We start from the raw sequence: 13,746 nt of genomic DNA, 5'->3' as shown, positions 1-13,746 counted from the left end.
AAGCCCTCGTGGCTGACCGGAATACGCCGCAGAAGCATGTCTGGCGCGCTCGCATCGTGCTGCTGAGCGCCGATGGGCTCAGGACGCACGCGATCATGCGTGAGGCGGGCGTGTCCAAGGCCGCGGTCTGGCGCTGGCAGGAGCGCTTCGCACAGGAGGGCATGGATGGGCTGCTGCGGGACAAGACACGGCCAGCCTGCATCCGGCCCCTCGGCCCGGAGGGGGCGGCGGGCGTCGTGCCCCTGACGCAAGGAGGGCCGCCCGGTGAGACCCCGCGTTGGGCGGGAAAGCCGGGTCGGTGGGAGGGCTTAACTGCCGGACCCGGAGCGGCTGCAGGGCCGGCCCCGGGCAAGTCCCGCGGACCGACGGAGAGCTGGTGGATGCCAGCTTTGGCAAGGCAACCGCCGGCCAAGGCGTGGTCTCGCCGGGTGGCTCTCCCTGCGTCAGGGCCACGACGCGCGCCGCCACCTCCGGGCCGAGGGGCGGGATGCGGGCTGGCCGTGTCTTGTCGCGAAGGAGCCCATCGATGCCCTCCTGTGCGAAGCGCTCCTGCCAGCGCCAGACCGCGGTCTTGGACACGCCCGCCTCACGCATGATCGCGTGCGTCCCGAGCCCATCGGCGCTCAGCAGCACGATGCGAGCGCGCCAGACATGCTTCTGCGCCGTATTCCGGTCCGCCACGAGGGCTTGGAGCCGAAGGCGATCGGAAGCGGGAAGCGTAATAGAGATGCCGCTGCGCATCCTGCCAGACTCGCAGGACACGGCCCAAACCGGAACCCCGGGCGGACTCAACCGTCAGATTTCGACCACTAGCAAAGAAGCGCCAACCGATGGCGAAGTCCGTGCGCATCCCGGCAGGATACTTGCCAGGATGGTGGCATGGAGCTCAAGCTGAGCCGACGACTTGCATCCGGCACACATCAGGGACCGCGCCGCAAGGCTGCGCCCCGGTCCGCATTCGTCGCGGGCGATCACCGGTCCCGTCTCGATAAGCACCGCCATGTAGGAGGATCCCGGCTTCCATGGGCTTCGCCCGCCTGCCTTTTCCCGATCGCTCACGTCACGGTCCGCCGACGACGACGTCGGAGACGGGTTGGGCGCAGCAGAGCAGGACGTGCTCGGCGCGTGGGGAGAAGCTGGGCTCCGTCGGATAGGCGACCGCGCCCGAAGACAGGCGGTGCTCGCAGGTCCCGCAATCGCCGGATCGGCATGCGAAGGGCGGGTGCAACCCTTGCGACTCGGCGAGCTCGAGCAGGCTGCCGAAGCGCGCGTCCCATTCGGCTTGGAGGCCGGCTTCGTCGAACCGGACCTTCGCGCCCTGGAGGCCAAGGCCATCGGGCCGCCCGGCGGGCTTTGGGAGGCCGAAGGACTCGGAATGGATGCGGTCCGGCCCGACGCCGCGGGCCCGCGGGCCGTGGCGGATCCCGTCCATGAACGGCGCCGGCCCGCAGAGATAGAAGTCGGCCGCCGCGGGCACCATGCCGGCGACCAGCTCGGCATCGACGTGGCCGACGCTGTCGTGGTCGCGGCCCAGGAAGTCCGTCTCGCGCGGCTGGCTGAACCGAACGTGCGCCGTCACGTTCGAGAGCCTGTCCGAGATCCGCCGGACCTCGGCGGCGTATGCCTGCTCGGCCCCGTTCCGGGCGCCGTGTATGAACCAGACCGGCCTCCTGCGCCGCGCGGCCGCGAGCGCCTGCAGCATCGTCAGCAGCGGGGTCACGCCGATCCCCGCGCTGACCAGGGCCACCGGCCCTCCGCGCGCGACGTCCAGCGTGAAGCCGCCTTGCGGCCCGCCGATGAGGAGTTCGCTGCCGACGCCGACCCCGTCGTGCAGGAAGTTCGACATGGATGCCTCGCCGCCGCCGGGGACCCTTCGGACCCCGATCCGATACGAGCCTGCCGAAGGCTCGAACAGCGAAAGGCTGTAGTGGCCGGTCAGGGGCTGCGGTTGGCCGGGCCGCGTGGCGCGGACCCGCAGGTGCTGGCCAGGAAGGAACGGCCGGACCGGCCCCCCCAAGGGCCGCAGGTAGAGCGAGCGGATCTCGTCGGCCTCGTCGATTACCTCGGCGACGGCGACGCGCTCGAAGCCTTCCACGTCCGGCGCGGACGCTTCGCGCGCCGGGACGGGCCTCGTGGGCACCAGGCGCCGGAAGCGCCTGAGGTCGCGCGCGGGCTCCAGGAATTGCCAGTTCAGCGCGATTGCTTCGTCGATCCAGATGGCCGACTCGACCGTGACATCGACCATCCTCTGGGCGCCAGGCACGGCGGCAGCGCGCTCCAGGCCCCAGTCGACGCTGGCCGTGCCGGTGACCTGCAGCGTCGAGCCGGTCCCGAAGTCGACGAAGGCGAGCCCGCAGCGTGGGTAGCGGGCCAGGTTCCCGAGGGTGTTGAACATGAAGTTGCCGACGTAGTCGGGGAAGGCCAGGCGGCGACCGTCGTCGAGGACCGTCACGAAGCCCGGGTTGCCGCCCCGATGGGAGACGTCCGCCCCGAGCCGGGGATCGGTCGAGGGGATGCCGGTGCCGTGCGTGGCGATGAAGAAGGTGTCGGAGGCTCCGACCAAGGCGGCCATCCCCTCGTCCAGGGCTTGCGCGCGACGCGCCGGTCGAGGGCGGGACGGATGGGCGGGCCGCTCCGCCGCGGAGGCTTGCCGTAGGTTGATGTACTGGGGGCAGTTTCGGTAGCACTGCTCCACGTCGAGCACGATGGCGCCGGGGCTTCGTTCCGCCTTGCCGTTGATGCGGTATCGCCGGCGCGCGGCGAGGTCGATCGCGAGCATCGCGAGATCGCCGCGCCGAACCGTGTTCGCGAGCAGCGGATCCTCCGGATGCGGCTGGGCGCGGATCGTGAGCCGTTGGCGCTCGGGGACGAGGAAGCCCGTCTCGCCCGGGAGGATCGAAGCCCAGGGCCTGCCACATCCGTCGAGCGATCCCAGCACGGCGTACGCCAAGGTTGGCAGGAACGTCGCGACCTCCGGCATCACTTCCTTGTAGAGGCGCGCCTCGAGGGCAGCGGCGAGAGCCCGACGCCCCGTCCGCTCCTGCAGTGCGAGCTCGGCGTCATGGTATGGTCCGCCGCTCATTGAGCTGTCGCCCCCGCGAGGCCACCGGCATAGTCGCGGCTTGGCAGGCTAGCCCGTCGACCATCCCCCGCGACATGGGCTCTGGCCTGGATGATGCCTTTGAGGGGGCCGTCGAGACCGATGTCGCCGACGAGCGGTTCCCGGATGCCGCCCGGGCTTGGCGGATTTCCGAGCTCGGGGCGGTTCGATCAGCCCCCGTCGATAGGGTCCGATCCCAGGATGGCATCCAGCGATGCGAATGGCCCGTACGTGTCGGGCACCTTCCGGAGCGCCGCCCCGCCGCGATCCTTCATGCTCTCGGACCCGCAGGCGCAACCCTCAACCGACGTGCGATCCCGGAACGGCATCGTGCCTCCGGCCTTCGACGAACATCTCAGAAGACTTGCCGTCATGACCTCCGTATCCTGTCCCGCTGCGAGTCCGACGCGGCAAGACCTTCGGACATGGTGCCATGGGAGCGGTCGCGCGGGTACGTCTTCACGCCGCTGCTCCGCATCCGTCCCCGCCTCGGCCAAGTCTGGCCTAGCGGTTACGGACCGGAGGCCTCGGGGCCGCGCATGTCGCAGCATCGATCCGGTGTGTCCGGCATCCCGCTGGCCTCGCCATGTCGCGCTTCAGGGCGTCCCGGGCTGCTCGGTGAGGTGCTTCGTCCCCTCGCCCGGCCCGGCGGGCTCCGTGCGCGCCCACGCGATGTCCCGGGTCACGAAGTACAGCAGCAGGACGGACACGGCCCCGCAGCCGGCGATCATCTGCATGCCACCGGCAAAGCTGCCGGTCATGTCCTTGATCGCGCCAACCGCATAGGAACCGATGAATCCCGACAGGTTGCCGAGCGAATTGACGATCGCGATTCCCGCGGCGACGCTGCGAGGCGGGAGCACGCCCGCCGGCAGCGTCCAGAAGATCGGTAGCGCGGAGTAGATCCCGAAGGCGGCGACCGAGAGGAGCGCGAGACGGAGCGTCGGCGGGCCGACGAGCGTCGAGCCCGCCAAGCCCAGCACGGCGAGGGCGAGCGGGAACAGAAGATGGGACCGGCGTTCGCCCAGTCGATCCGATCGACGGCCCCACCCGATCATCCCGATCGACGCGACGGCGAACGGAACCGCGGCGACGAAGCCGGTTTCCGTGATCGAGAGGCCGAACCCCTTGACGATCTGTGGCAGGAAGAAGCTCAGCCCGTAGTTGAGGCCGACGACGCCATAGTAGGCGGCGCCCAACATCAGCACGAGCGGGCTGGACAACAGCTTGAGGGCGCCCCCGTGCCCGGCGGGCACCTTCGTGGCGTCATCGGCCAGCGTCCGGACCAGCCATGTCCGCTCCGCCTCGGTCAGCCACTCGGCCTGTGCGGGGCTGTCGCGGAGCACGGACAGCACGATCGGACCCAGCGCGATCGCAGGCAGCGCCTCGACCAGGAACATCCATTGCCACCCGTGGAGGCCGGCGGTCCCGTCGAGCTGCATCAGGGCGCCGGACAGGGGCCCCCCGATCACGCTGGCGACGGGCATCGCGAGCAGGAAGCTCGCCGTGATCCGGCCACGCGCCGCGGCCGGCACCCACGTCGATAGGAAGTACACGATGCCAGGAAAGAAGCCCGCTTCCGCGACGCCGAGCAGGAACCGCAGCGCGTAGAAGGATCTCTCCCCCTGCACGAGCGCCATCGCGCCCGACAATATCCCCCATGTGATCAGGATCCGGGCTATCCAGCGCCGTGCCCCGAAGCGTTCGAGCAAGAGGTTGGACGGAAGCTCGAGGAAGAAATAGGAAAGGAAGAAGACGCCGGCCCCAATCCCGAATGACGCGAAGGAAAGGCCCAGGTCGTTGTTCATGGTCAATGCGGCGAAGCCGACATTCACCCGATCCAGCCAGGCCGCTACGAAGCATGTGAACAGCAGCGGGATGAACCGCCTGTTGACCTTGCCCAACGCCGACGCGGCGACCTGCGGATCCGACATGGCAATCTCCAAACATGTTCTGTCGACGAGGTCGGGACGACCGACGCGCCGTCGGTCCGACACGGTCACCGCGGTATGATCGAGCGATGCGGCTGCGCCATCGGGTGCGGCCGCCGACCATCGCGGGGAGATCCGCCCTGTGCGCGGCGCCTACGCTGGGGCGTGACCCTTTGTCGGGGCGCCCGCGCCTCAGCTCAGTCGGTAATCACGGATGACGCCCTCGTCCGGCTCGAGACCGAGGCCATCCCCATTCGGCACGGCAATCGCGCCGTCCCGCGGGACGATCGCATCGCCGTAGAGCTGGGCCTCAAGATCGAAAAAGCGCCACTCCACCATCGCGCGCGGGCCCCCGAGGGCCGCGCTCGCATGCACGCTGGCCAGCAATCCGGGACCGTCGTAGAAGGTGTGGACCATGACAGCCACGCCGTTCGCCTCGGCCAGGGCGAACACCTTCCTGAGCTCGGTGAGGCCGCCCATCTTCGCCGGGCTCGGCTGGACGAAGTCGACGGCTCCCGCATCGAGGAGGCGTTGGAACTCCATCAACGTCGAGGCGTTCTCGCCGGCCGCCACGGGGATGCCGCCATCCCGCCGAACGCGCGCGAGCCCCGAATAGTCCTCCGGCGGCCACACCGGCTCCTCGAGCCATCGCAGGTTGAACGGCCGCAGCCGCTCGGCCATGTCGAGCGCCTCACGCACCGACCACGGACAGTTGACGTCGAGGGTGATCTCGACGTGGTCCCCCGCCGCTTCGCGCGCCGCCCGCACGCAGTCGACGTCGATCTCGTGCAGCTTCAGGTGCCGGAAGCCGGCCTGCACGGCCCGCGCGACGTTCTCCCTCACGAGTCCGGGATCTGCGTACCGCACGAGGCTGGCGTAGCACGGGAGGGAGGACGCGGCGCCTCCGCCGAGCAGCCGGTGCACGGGAATCCCGGCACTCTTGCCCGCGATGTCCCAGAGCGCGATGTCGATCGCCGAGAGACCATAGATAAAAGGACCGCCGCGTCCGAATATATGAAACTTCTTCTGCAGATCGACCATGAGCTTGCCCAGCGCCGTGGCGTCCCGCCCGACGATCTCAGGGGCGAGCACCGTGTCGATGACGACCTTAGAGGCCGCGACTGCGCCGAAGCCGAAAGTCTCGCCCCAGCCGACGGCGCCGGTGTCGGTGGTCACCTTGACGATCAGCGAGTCGACCGTCTGCAGGCCAGCCCGCCCCCAAACCGCTTCGTCGGACCGGCCGCCCGCCGTGAACGGGATCCGCAGTGGGATGGATTCGACGGCGGCGATTTTCATTGGATTATCCCTCCAAAGCAGAAAATCAGATGCTCAGCCAAAGGGCGCTGATTTGGCTCTGAAATCGACGATCGATCTACCTGACCGGCGAATCGCTGATCACTACGTTCGCTCATCTTGAAGAACAAGAAATATCTCGCTCTATGATCATTAAAAAATCAGATTGGTGTCATCACAAATAATAATTGCTTTGATTGTTGTTTGGCCTGATGAAGTACCGCGAAGCGAGCGCCTCGCGCGACGTCTCCGCCGCGCTCCCAGGGTCTGTAGCCTTCGTCTTGCGAACGACGGCGCGGCGGCTCCCGGCCCGGCGGGTCAGAGCGGTAGGGCGGCGACTTGGCGGCGGGGTGCGCGGCTCGATCGAACGACCGCCCCCTCGTCACGCTCGACTATCGCCGGGGGAGATAAGCCCATCAAATCATTTCGTTTGATCCGCCGGCACGGATGGGAAAGCGTCACCCTTCGACACAGGGAGCGGCGAACCGTGCGGCCACATCCGCCATATGCGACGGGACCGGCTCACGGTCATGCCTGATGCAGCCCTGATCGTCGGGGCCGGCGACGGTCTCGGCACCGCCATCGCGCGACGCTTCGCCCGCGAAGGGCTGCACGTCGTCGCGGCGAGGCGCAGGGGCGACCTGGCGCCCCTTGTCGACCGGATCCGGTCCGACGGCGGCCAGGCGACGGCCCGTCACACCGATGCACGGGACGAGCGGCAGGTCGCCGAGCTCGTGCGGTCCGTCGAGGCCGAGATCGGGCCGCTCGCGGCCTGCGTATTCAATGTCGGCGGCAATGTGCGTTTCGGGATCGCGGAGACGACGCCGCGCGTCTACCGGAAAGTGTGGGAGATGTGCGCGTTCGCCGGCTTCCTGGTCGGCAGGGAGGCCGCGTGCGTCATGCGACCGAGGGCCCGCGGCACGATCCTGTTCACCGGCGCGTCCGCCAGCGTGCGCGGCCAGGCGGGCTTCGCGGCCTTCGCCGGGGGTAAGCACGCGTTGCGCGCCCTCGCCCAGTCCATGTCGCGGGAGCTCGGACCCGAGGGGATCCACGTGGCTCACGTCATCATCGACGGGCTCGTCGAGAACGAAGCCACGAGCCGGCTCTTCCCGGAAGCCTACCGCGCACGGGGTCCCGACGGCCTCGTTCGCCCGGAGGATGCCGCGGAGGCCTTCTGGCATCTGCACGCGCAGCCGCGCACCGTCTGGACCTCCGAGATGGACCTACGGCCTTTCAAGGAGCCTTGGTGAGGACCTCGGCGGCGCACGGCCCATCGACCCGCGCGATCCGGGGCGCCGCGTGGGCGGACCCGCCGGGCTTCCGGCCCGACCTCCGGCAGGAGAACGCAGATGACGGCACCATTGACCCTCGGCGTCCATCACGTCGGCCTCGCGGTACCGGACCTCGACGCAGCCGAGCGGTTCTTCGTGGAGGCGCTCGGCTGGTCCGTAGTCGGCGGCGTGCCGGATTACCCGGCCGCCTTCGTGTCGGACGGGACGACGATGGTGACGCTGTGGCGCGTTGCCGACCCCGGCCATGCAGTCGCGTTCGACCGCCGCGGGAACGTCGGGCTGCACCACCTCGCCCTCAAGGTGGCCGACCTGGACGTCCTCGCGGCCGCCTACGAGCGCGTCAGGGCCCATCCCGGCGTCGCGATCGAGTTCGCCCCCGGTCCCATGCGTGAGGGATCCCCGATGCATCATTTCATCTGCGCGATGCCCGGCGGGGTCCGACTCGAGGTGGCGACTGCCCCCGCCGATGGGCCGAGCCCGCGCCCGGGCTGAGCCCCGGCGGACCAGTGGGCCGTGCGCCCCAGCCGACATGCGATGGCCCGCGGACGGCAGGGCCGAAGCCAGGGTCGTGGCGCCGCGAGGATCGGGGGCGTCCGGATCGGACGGGGCGGGGATCATGCGCACGATAGAGATCGAGCCGCGCGCGGCGTCCGGTGCACCGGGCGACGTCGCTCTTGTGGTGGTCTTCCTCCACGGTCGCGGCCAGGCTCCCGAGACCGCCCACGAGATCGCCGGATCCTTCGAGACGGCGAAGATCCTCGCGCCCGAAGGCGGCGTCGTCCTGCGCCGCGGCAGCACTTGGTTCGAGAACGAAAGCATCGGCGTGGCCCGGGGCGACAGCGTCGAGAGGGCGGAGAACCGCCTGCTCGAGTGGCTCGGTGGCCGCCCGGACACCCTGAATCCGTGGCTGTGCGGCTTCAGCAATGGCGGTGCGTTCGCTGGACATCTGCTCATGCGCCACCCGACACGGTTTGCCGGCGCGGCGCTGCTCAGCGCCCCGCTGGTCCTGCCCCCATGGCGGCCCGGGGCGCTGAGCGGCAAGCCGGTCTTCTACGGGCGCGGCGAAAGGGATCCGTTGATCCCGTCGGAAATGTACGAGGCGGCGGAGACCTACCTCGAGGATGCGAGCGGCGGTGCGATCACGCGTCGACGCTACGACATCGCCCACGAGGTCGGTCCCGGCATGGTGCGTGACCTGGCCGGCTGGTTTCGCGCCCGGACGGATGCACCCGGTGCACCGCGGCGCCGGATAGCCCATGCCGAGGCGACCCCGCTCGGCGGCGGGACAGCACGTACGGCCGCAGGCCGATCGAGATGCGCGCGAGCGCACCGCGCTTCCCGCCTGGTGCCGGAGGGCTCGGGCCGGACGCAGCGTCGGCCTTGCCGACTGGCCCTCGACGCCCCGGCAAGCTACCATCCGACGCGCGTCTCGGCGCCGGCATCGGCCAGGGAATTGCAGAGGCCATCGCGGGCGACATGTCGCGCGATGGCGAGGCGTGTCGGCGGCAACGGGAACGGCACCGCCCGGAGGACTTCGAATGGACGCCGCAGACCTGAGGATCTTCGAGTCCGTCGCGCGCTACGAGAGCATGAACCGGGCGGCGACGGAGCTGCACACCGTGCAATCGAACGTGACGGCGCGGATCAAGGGCCTGGAGGACGAGCTCGGCGTGGCCTTGTTCTCCCGTCATGCCCGCGGCGTCACTCTGACGCCTGCGGGCCAGAGAATGCTGCCGTTCGCCGGCCGCATAGCGAAGCTGTTCGCCGAGGCCCGCACGGCCGCGCTCGATGACGGCCCCCCGAGCGGCGAGCTCGTCCTGGGGACGCTCGAGACCTCGGCCGCGCTCAGGCTCGCGCCGTCCCTCGCGCGGTTCGCGCAGGCCTACCCGAAGGTCCGTCTGGTCTTGAGGGTCGGTACGACCCAAGGGCTGGCCGCGGAGGTGCTCGCATGCCGGCTCGATGGCGCCTTCGTCGCCGGGCCCGTCACGCACGCCAACCTGCGGGCCGAGCCGATCTTCCAGGAGGAGCTCGTCCTCCTGACGCCGCGCGCGATCCGCTCGCCTGCGGACCTGACCGGCGCCGAGAGCCTGCGCCTCATCGTCTTCCGGCGCGGCTGCTCCTACAGGCAGCGCCTGGAAGCCTACCTCGCGCAGCTTGGGGTCGTCGCCGCCGAACCGCTGGAATTCGGCTCCCTGGACGCGATCCTGGCTTGCGTCGCGGCCGGCGTCGGCGTGACCCTCCTGCCGAGGAGCGTGGCCGACACCGCCCATGGCAGGGCGCAGCTCGCCGTACATACTCTTCCCCCGGCGATCGCGCACGTCGACACCGTCTTCATCGTCCGCTCCGACGCCTATCTTTCGAGCGCCATGGCGGCATTCCTGGATGTGGTCCGTCCGAAGGAAGCGGTCTCGGTCGCGGCCGAATAGCCCGGGCCGGGGATCGCGGGACGTGGGCCTTCCCCGGTCGCGCCTACGATCGGGCCAGGCCCGACGCCCGACGCCCGGCCGGGACCTCCCCGCGACGGCACGGCCGCCCGGACGACGGGGACGCCAAACGGCCGGGCGCGGGCATCCACCGGATCCCGAGGCCGCGGGGCGCCTGCCCCCGTCGAGGACCCGGCGGCGCTGGCCGGTTTCTTCAGGTCGAGGTCGGCCGAGCGATCGTCGCGGGCTGTGGCGGGACCCCGGGGACCTCGCCGTCGGCCTGAATGCCTGCCCGCCGCCGCTCGTAGATCTTGAGCTGCGAGTACACGGCGTTCAGGAGGGGAAGCCGCGCGCGCACGCCGGCGGTCCGACCACGCTCGATCAACTCCCCGAAGACGTGGTCGGCCTCGACGCCCCGGTCGGCCAGCATGTCGCGCAGCATCGATGTCGTCAGGGGCGATGCGGCCGCGGTCAGCGTCGCCCGCGCCTGCGCCGAGACCTCCGCCCGCGGCGCGCGCGCGTTCGCCTCGGCGACCGCCAGGCATTCCTCGTGGAGCGCCACGATGAACGCGCGGCCCCCGGGCGCCGCGACGATGCCGCCGACCGTCGACCGCATGATCGTCGTGGCGCCGGCGATGGAGGCGAGGAAGACCCACTTCTCCCACATCTCCAGCACGATGTCGTCGCTCAGGCGCGCCCGGAACTTGCCGCCCTGCATGGCCGCGTCGAGCTCCGATACCCGATCCTGGCGTATGCCGCCGCGCTGGCCGTAGGTGAGGGTGCAATGCTCCCCCAGGTGGAGGATCTCGCCGGCCTCGCCGACCATCGACGCGATGTGGCAGCAGCCGCCGAGGACGCGGCCGGCCCCGAACGCCCGGTCGAGCGCCTCGAGATGGGAGAGGCCGTTCAGGATCGGCAGGACGAGGGTACGCTCGGTCACCGCCGGCGCGACGTCGGCCAGCGCCTGGCCCAGGTCGTAGGCCTTGCAGGACATGATGACGAGGTCGAAGGGCGCCTCGCCGGGCTTCAACAGATCCGCAGTGACCGTCTTGGGGGATCCGATGACGAAGTCGCCGAGCGGGCTCCTAATGCTGAGCCCCCGGTCGGCCAGCGTCCGGGATCGGGTGCGCCGAACCAGGAAAGTGACGTCGCGGCCAGCCTCGGCCAGGCGGCCGCCGTAGTAGCCGCCCGTCGCGCCCGCCCCAACGACCAGGATGCGCATGACGACCCTTTCCAGCACCATGACGTTGAACGGCGCCCCCTTCCCGACGGACCTGCCCGGGAGGGCTCGAGCACGAGGGCGACGGCGAGATTCCCTGCCGAGACCAGTACCGACGGCTCGACCGGGGCGACGCGCTCGCATCGCCCGAAGTCGTTCCGCTATCGCTCGCGTACGCCGCGAGCCGAGCGCGCGCTCGGCCGCTTGCGCGATCCGGTCAAGGCTCCCCTCGCGCACGTCCCGCCGGTCCGGCCTAAACCGGCGGAGACGCGCGGCAGGTGGCTGCGGCCCGGACCTGAACTCGGGAAATCCCGGTCGGCGTGCCCGGGTCTTCACGGACCGTACGCGCGGCGGACGGCTCGAACGGCCGAGGACGAGACGTCCCGCCCGCGCCTCGGGCTTCGTCCGCCGCACGCACGCGAGCGGCGGAACACGTTCCGCGGCGCATCGCCGACGCGTCAGCGCCGGACGGGGCGAGGGCCTCGTCCCCGCCCGGGCATCGGAGCGAGGCGAGGCTGGGCCGCTTACGAAGCGTCCTCTCGCTCGGTGGCCTCGTCGGCCTCCACCCGGCCGGAGATGCACATGTTCGGGCCTGAGTGCTCGTTGATCAGCACGTTGATGATCTTCGGGTCGGAATCGATCGCCTCGTGGGTGGCCCGGACGATTTCGCGGATGAGCTGGCGCTTGCGACCCTCGCTCAGCCCGGCGGCGATGTGGCACTCGATGAACGGCATCGTATCTTCCCTCCGGTCACTTCTTGAGACGGGCGATCAGGTCCTTGTCGTCGGCCGCGCCGTCCACATAGTCGGGCAGGTGCTGGCCATGCTCTACGAAGTTGATGCCTCGGCCTTCCCGGATGACGAAGAAGATGTTGTCCCAGGGTTCTCCCGTGGCGTCGCTGACCGCTTTCATGATGCCGGCCGTCAGCTTGCGCTTCTGCTCGTCGGTCCGTCCGGCCCGCAGGTCGCATGAGATCATCGACATGTCCGATCCTCCCGTGTCGCCATTTACTGAATGCCCGGATGGCGCGCCGGATAGGTTGCCTTCGCCCGGACTTCGGCGAGCAGCGCCATGAGATCGCGGACGCTTCCCGTCTCGAGATCCTCGACCGCCCTGACGATCCGCCACCTCAGGCTTTCGTCGGCGAAGGGCTCGCTCAGCCAGTTGAATTTCTCGACGGTCCGGTCCCACGACAACGGGTCGTCCAACCCGCCCTCGTAGCCCCGCTGCTCCCGCTCAAGCGTGCGCCCGTCCCTCGTCCGGATGGTGATGCGGGCGTTGAGTTCCAGGGGATAGCGCTCGGTGAACGATCGGTCGGGCCGGACGGTCACGCGCGACAGGAGATCCTGCGCATCGTCGGCGCGGACGCGCGCCTCCTCCAGCTGCGCGGGCCCGACCTGTCCGTCGAGTAAGGCCGCGGCGATCAGGTACTTCATGTTGTAGTCGGCCTGCTCCTTCGTCCGGGGCGTATCCTTTGACCCGAACGCGCCGCCTCCGGCGATGTCGTAGCCTGTCTGGAAGGTGTCGCAGACGACCGATTCCACGTCGGATGCGCCAAGGTCGTACGATCGCCTCAGCGCGAGCGTGGCCTCAAGGACAGGCTGGCCATGTATCAGCGAGCAGTACTTCTTCATGACGGTCTGCAACACGACCTCAAGGCTGGGATCGGCCCAGTCCACCGGGATGTCCTGGGCGAACATGCGTTCCAGCCCGTTCGGCCCTTCGAACAGGTTCGATGGTCCGGTGAAGCCGCGCTTGGCCAGCGAAGCCGCGTAGATCGCGCGCATGCCGGTCATTCCCGGCGAGAAGCCCTTCCATTGTGACACCGGTTCGGCGTGCACGCACGTGAGCGACACGTTGTCGATCGTCGCGATCGCGATCGCGTGCGCGATCTCCTCCGTCGTCAGGCCGAACAGCTTCCCGCACGCGGCGGCCGCGGAGACCGCGAGCTGGATCGCGTGGTTGAAGCCCTTCGCCATCACCGGGACGACGGCGGTGATCCGGCACTGGATCTCGTAGGCCACCGCGAGCGCGAGAAGGAACTCCTCGCCCGACGCCTTCGCGTGCTCGGCCGCGGCGAGGACCACGCCGAAGTTGTCGCTCGGATGGCACAGGCCGCCCGGCGACATGTAGCTGTCTAGCAGGTCGACATACCGCACGAGGCTCGAGTTGTAGAGGGCCGCCTGGTCAGGCGAGGTTTGGCCCCCTCCGATCAGCGTGCAGCCGCCGTTCGCGCGATATTCCGCGAATTGATCCCGCAGCGCCGCGAACGGACGTCCGGGCACCGCCGCAATCGCGCAGCCGATGCTGTCGAGTATGTTGCGCTTGAAGGTCCGCCGGACCTCCGGCGTCAAGGCCGCCGGGCTGGCCCCTTGCGCGAACGCGGCGATCCGTTGGACGGCGGTCGCCGCCTCGGGGTCCCGCGTCTCCGGTGAGCGATCAGACATCATTCCATCTCCAGCTGAATCGGTGGATCGCCGCACGCCCG

General features: G+C 69.8%; 10 protein-coding genes and 3 pseudogenes. 5 read left to right on the top strand and 8 right to left on the bottom strand.

Annotation, left to right across the window (positions count from 1 at the left end; translation table 11 throughout):
- Window positions 1–239: pseudogene (locus MKL01_RS04410) on the top strand (helix-turn-helix domain-containing protein); the annotation flags it as partial.
- A 295-nt stretch (window positions 240–534) separates the two neighbouring features.
- Here the strand turns inward: MKL01_RS04410 and MKL01_RS36100 are convergent.
- From MKL01_RS36100 to MKL01_RS04390, 4 genes and pseudogenes are all read right to left on the bottom strand, one after another.
- A pseudogene (locus tag MKL01_RS36100) lies at window positions 535–594 on the bottom strand (hypothetical protein); the annotation flags it as partial.
- A gap of 466 nt (window positions 595–1,060) precedes the next feature.
- Window positions 1,061–3,082 (bottom strand): pyridoxamine 5'-phosphate oxidase family protein, encoded by a 2,022-nt coding sequence (locus MKL01_RS04400; protein ID WP_243904014.1) that lies wholly within the window; start codon window positions 3,080–3,082, stop codon window positions 1,061–1,063.
- Window positions 3,083–3,696: 614 nt separating this feature from the next.
- Window positions 3,697–5,103 carry an MFS transporter gene (locus tag MKL01_RS04395; protein WP_243904013.1) on the bottom strand — a complete coding sequence of 469 codons (1,407 nt, stop codon included), beginning with the start codon at window positions 5,101–5,103 and terminating at the stop codon, window positions 3,697–3,699.
- Window positions 5,104–5,223: 120 nt separating this feature from the next.
- Window positions 5,224–6,327, bottom strand: a complete 1,104-nt coding sequence (locus MKL01_RS04390) for a mandelate racemase/muconate lactonizing enzyme family protein (protein WP_243904012.1) — start codon at window positions 6,325–6,327, stop codon at window positions 5,224–5,226.
- A 527-nt stretch (window positions 6,328–6,854) separates the two neighbouring features.
- Here MKL01_RS04390 and MKL01_RS04385 point away from each other — a divergent pair.
- The 4 genes and pseudogenes from MKL01_RS04385 to MKL01_RS04375 all read left to right on the top strand — a co-directional run bounded on the left by MKL01_RS04385 (window position 6,855) and on the right by MKL01_RS04375 (window position 10,042).
- Complete coding sequence (locus MKL01_RS04385; protein ID WP_243904011.1) at window positions 6,855–7,574, top strand: SDR family NAD(P)-dependent oxidoreductase; 720 nt, start codon at window positions 6,855–6,857, stop codon at window positions 7,572–7,574.
- A gap of 99 nt (window positions 7,575–7,673) precedes the next feature.
- Entirely contained in the window at window positions 7,674–8,108 is a 435-nt protein-coding gene (locus MKL01_RS04380) for a VOC family protein (protein ID WP_243904010.1), read from the top strand.
- A pseudogene (locus MKL01_RS36095) lies at window positions 8,083–8,805 on the top strand (alpha/beta hydrolase); the annotation flags it as partial. The gene MKL01_RS04380 and the pseudogene MKL01_RS36095, both read left to right, overlap by 26 nt.
- Window positions 8,806–9,154: 349 nt before the next feature.
- The gene (locus MKL01_RS04375) at window positions 9,155–10,042 is read left to right on the top strand and encodes a LysR family transcriptional regulator (protein ID WP_243904009.1); all 888 of its coding nucleotides are present in this window, start codon (window positions 9,155–9,157) and stop codon (window positions 10,040–10,042) included.
- A gap of 211 nt (window positions 10,043–10,253) precedes the next feature.
- On the opposite strand, the gene panE is transcribed toward MKL01_RS04375, so the two are convergent.
- From panE to MKL01_RS04355, 4 genes are all read right to left on the bottom strand, one after another.
- On the bottom strand, window positions 10,254–11,261 hold the full coding sequence (gene panE, locus MKL01_RS04370; RefSeq protein WP_243904008.1) for a 2-dehydropantoate 2-reductase: 1,008 nt from the start codon (window positions 11,259–11,261) through the stop codon (window positions 10,254–10,256).
- Window positions 11,262–11,782: 521 nt separating this feature from the next.
- The gene (locus MKL01_RS04365) at window positions 11,783–11,992 is read right to left on the bottom strand and encodes a tautomerase family protein (protein ID WP_243904007.1); all 210 of its coding nucleotides are present in this window, start codon (window positions 11,990–11,992) and stop codon (window positions 11,783–11,785) included.
- 16 nt (window positions 11,993–12,008) lie between these two features.
- The gene (locus MKL01_RS04360; RefSeq protein ID WP_243904006.1) at window positions 12,009–12,242 is read right to left on the bottom strand and encodes a tautomerase family protein; all 234 of its coding nucleotides are present in this window, start codon (window positions 12,240–12,242) and stop codon (window positions 12,009–12,011) included.
- Between the two features lie 23 nt (window positions 12,243–12,265).
- A complete protein-coding gene (locus MKL01_RS04355) occupies window positions 12,266–13,705 on the bottom strand; it encodes an MmgE/PrpD family protein (protein WP_243904005.1) in 1,440 nt (479 codons plus the stop codon).
- Between the last annotated feature and the right edge of the window lie 41 nt (window positions 13,706–13,746).

Origin of the sequence: Methylobacterium sp. J-070, assembly GCF_022829385.1 — a bacterium.
In the GTDB taxonomy this organism is placed as follows: Bacteria; Pseudomonadota; Alphaproteobacteria; order Rhizobiales; family Beijerinckiaceae; genus Methylobacterium.
This window is presented reverse-complemented; position numbering and strand designations above follow the sequence as displayed.

Coding starts and splice junctions, on each gene's coding strand:
- MKL01_RS04375 (WP_243904009.1), top strand. CDS start 9,155: ATGGACGCCGCAGACCTGAGGATCTTCGAGTCCGTCGCGCGCTACGAG.
- MKL01_RS04380 (WP_243904010.1), top strand. CDS start 7,674: ATGACGGCACCATTGACCCTCGGCGTCCATCACGTCGGCCTCGCGGTA.
- MKL01_RS04390 (WP_243904012.1), bottom strand. CDS start 6,327: ATGAAAATCGCCGCCGTCGAATCCATCCCACTGCGGATCCCGTTCACG.
- MKL01_RS04365 (WP_243904007.1), bottom strand. CDS start 11,992: ATGCCGTTCATCGAGTGCCACATCGCCGCCGGGCTGAGCGAGGGTCGC.
- MKL01_RS04360 (WP_243904006.1), bottom strand. CDS start 12,242: ATGTCGATGATCTCATGCGACCTGCGGGCCGGACGGACCGACGAGCAG.
- MKL01_RS04400 (WP_243904014.1), bottom strand. CDS start 3,082: ATGAGCGGCGGACCATACCATGACGCCGAGCTCGCACTGCAGGAGCGG.
- MKL01_RS04385 (WP_243904011.1), top strand. CDS start 6,855: ATGCCTGATGCAGCCCTGATCGTCGGGGCCGGCGACGGTCTCGGCACC.
- panE (WP_243904008.1), bottom strand. CDS start 11,261: ATGCGCATCCTGGTCGTTGGGGCGGGCGCGACGGGCGGCTACTACGGC.
- MKL01_RS04355 (WP_243904005.1), bottom strand. CDS start 13,705: ATGTCTGATCGCTCACCGGAGACGCGGGACCCCGAGGCGGCGACCGCC.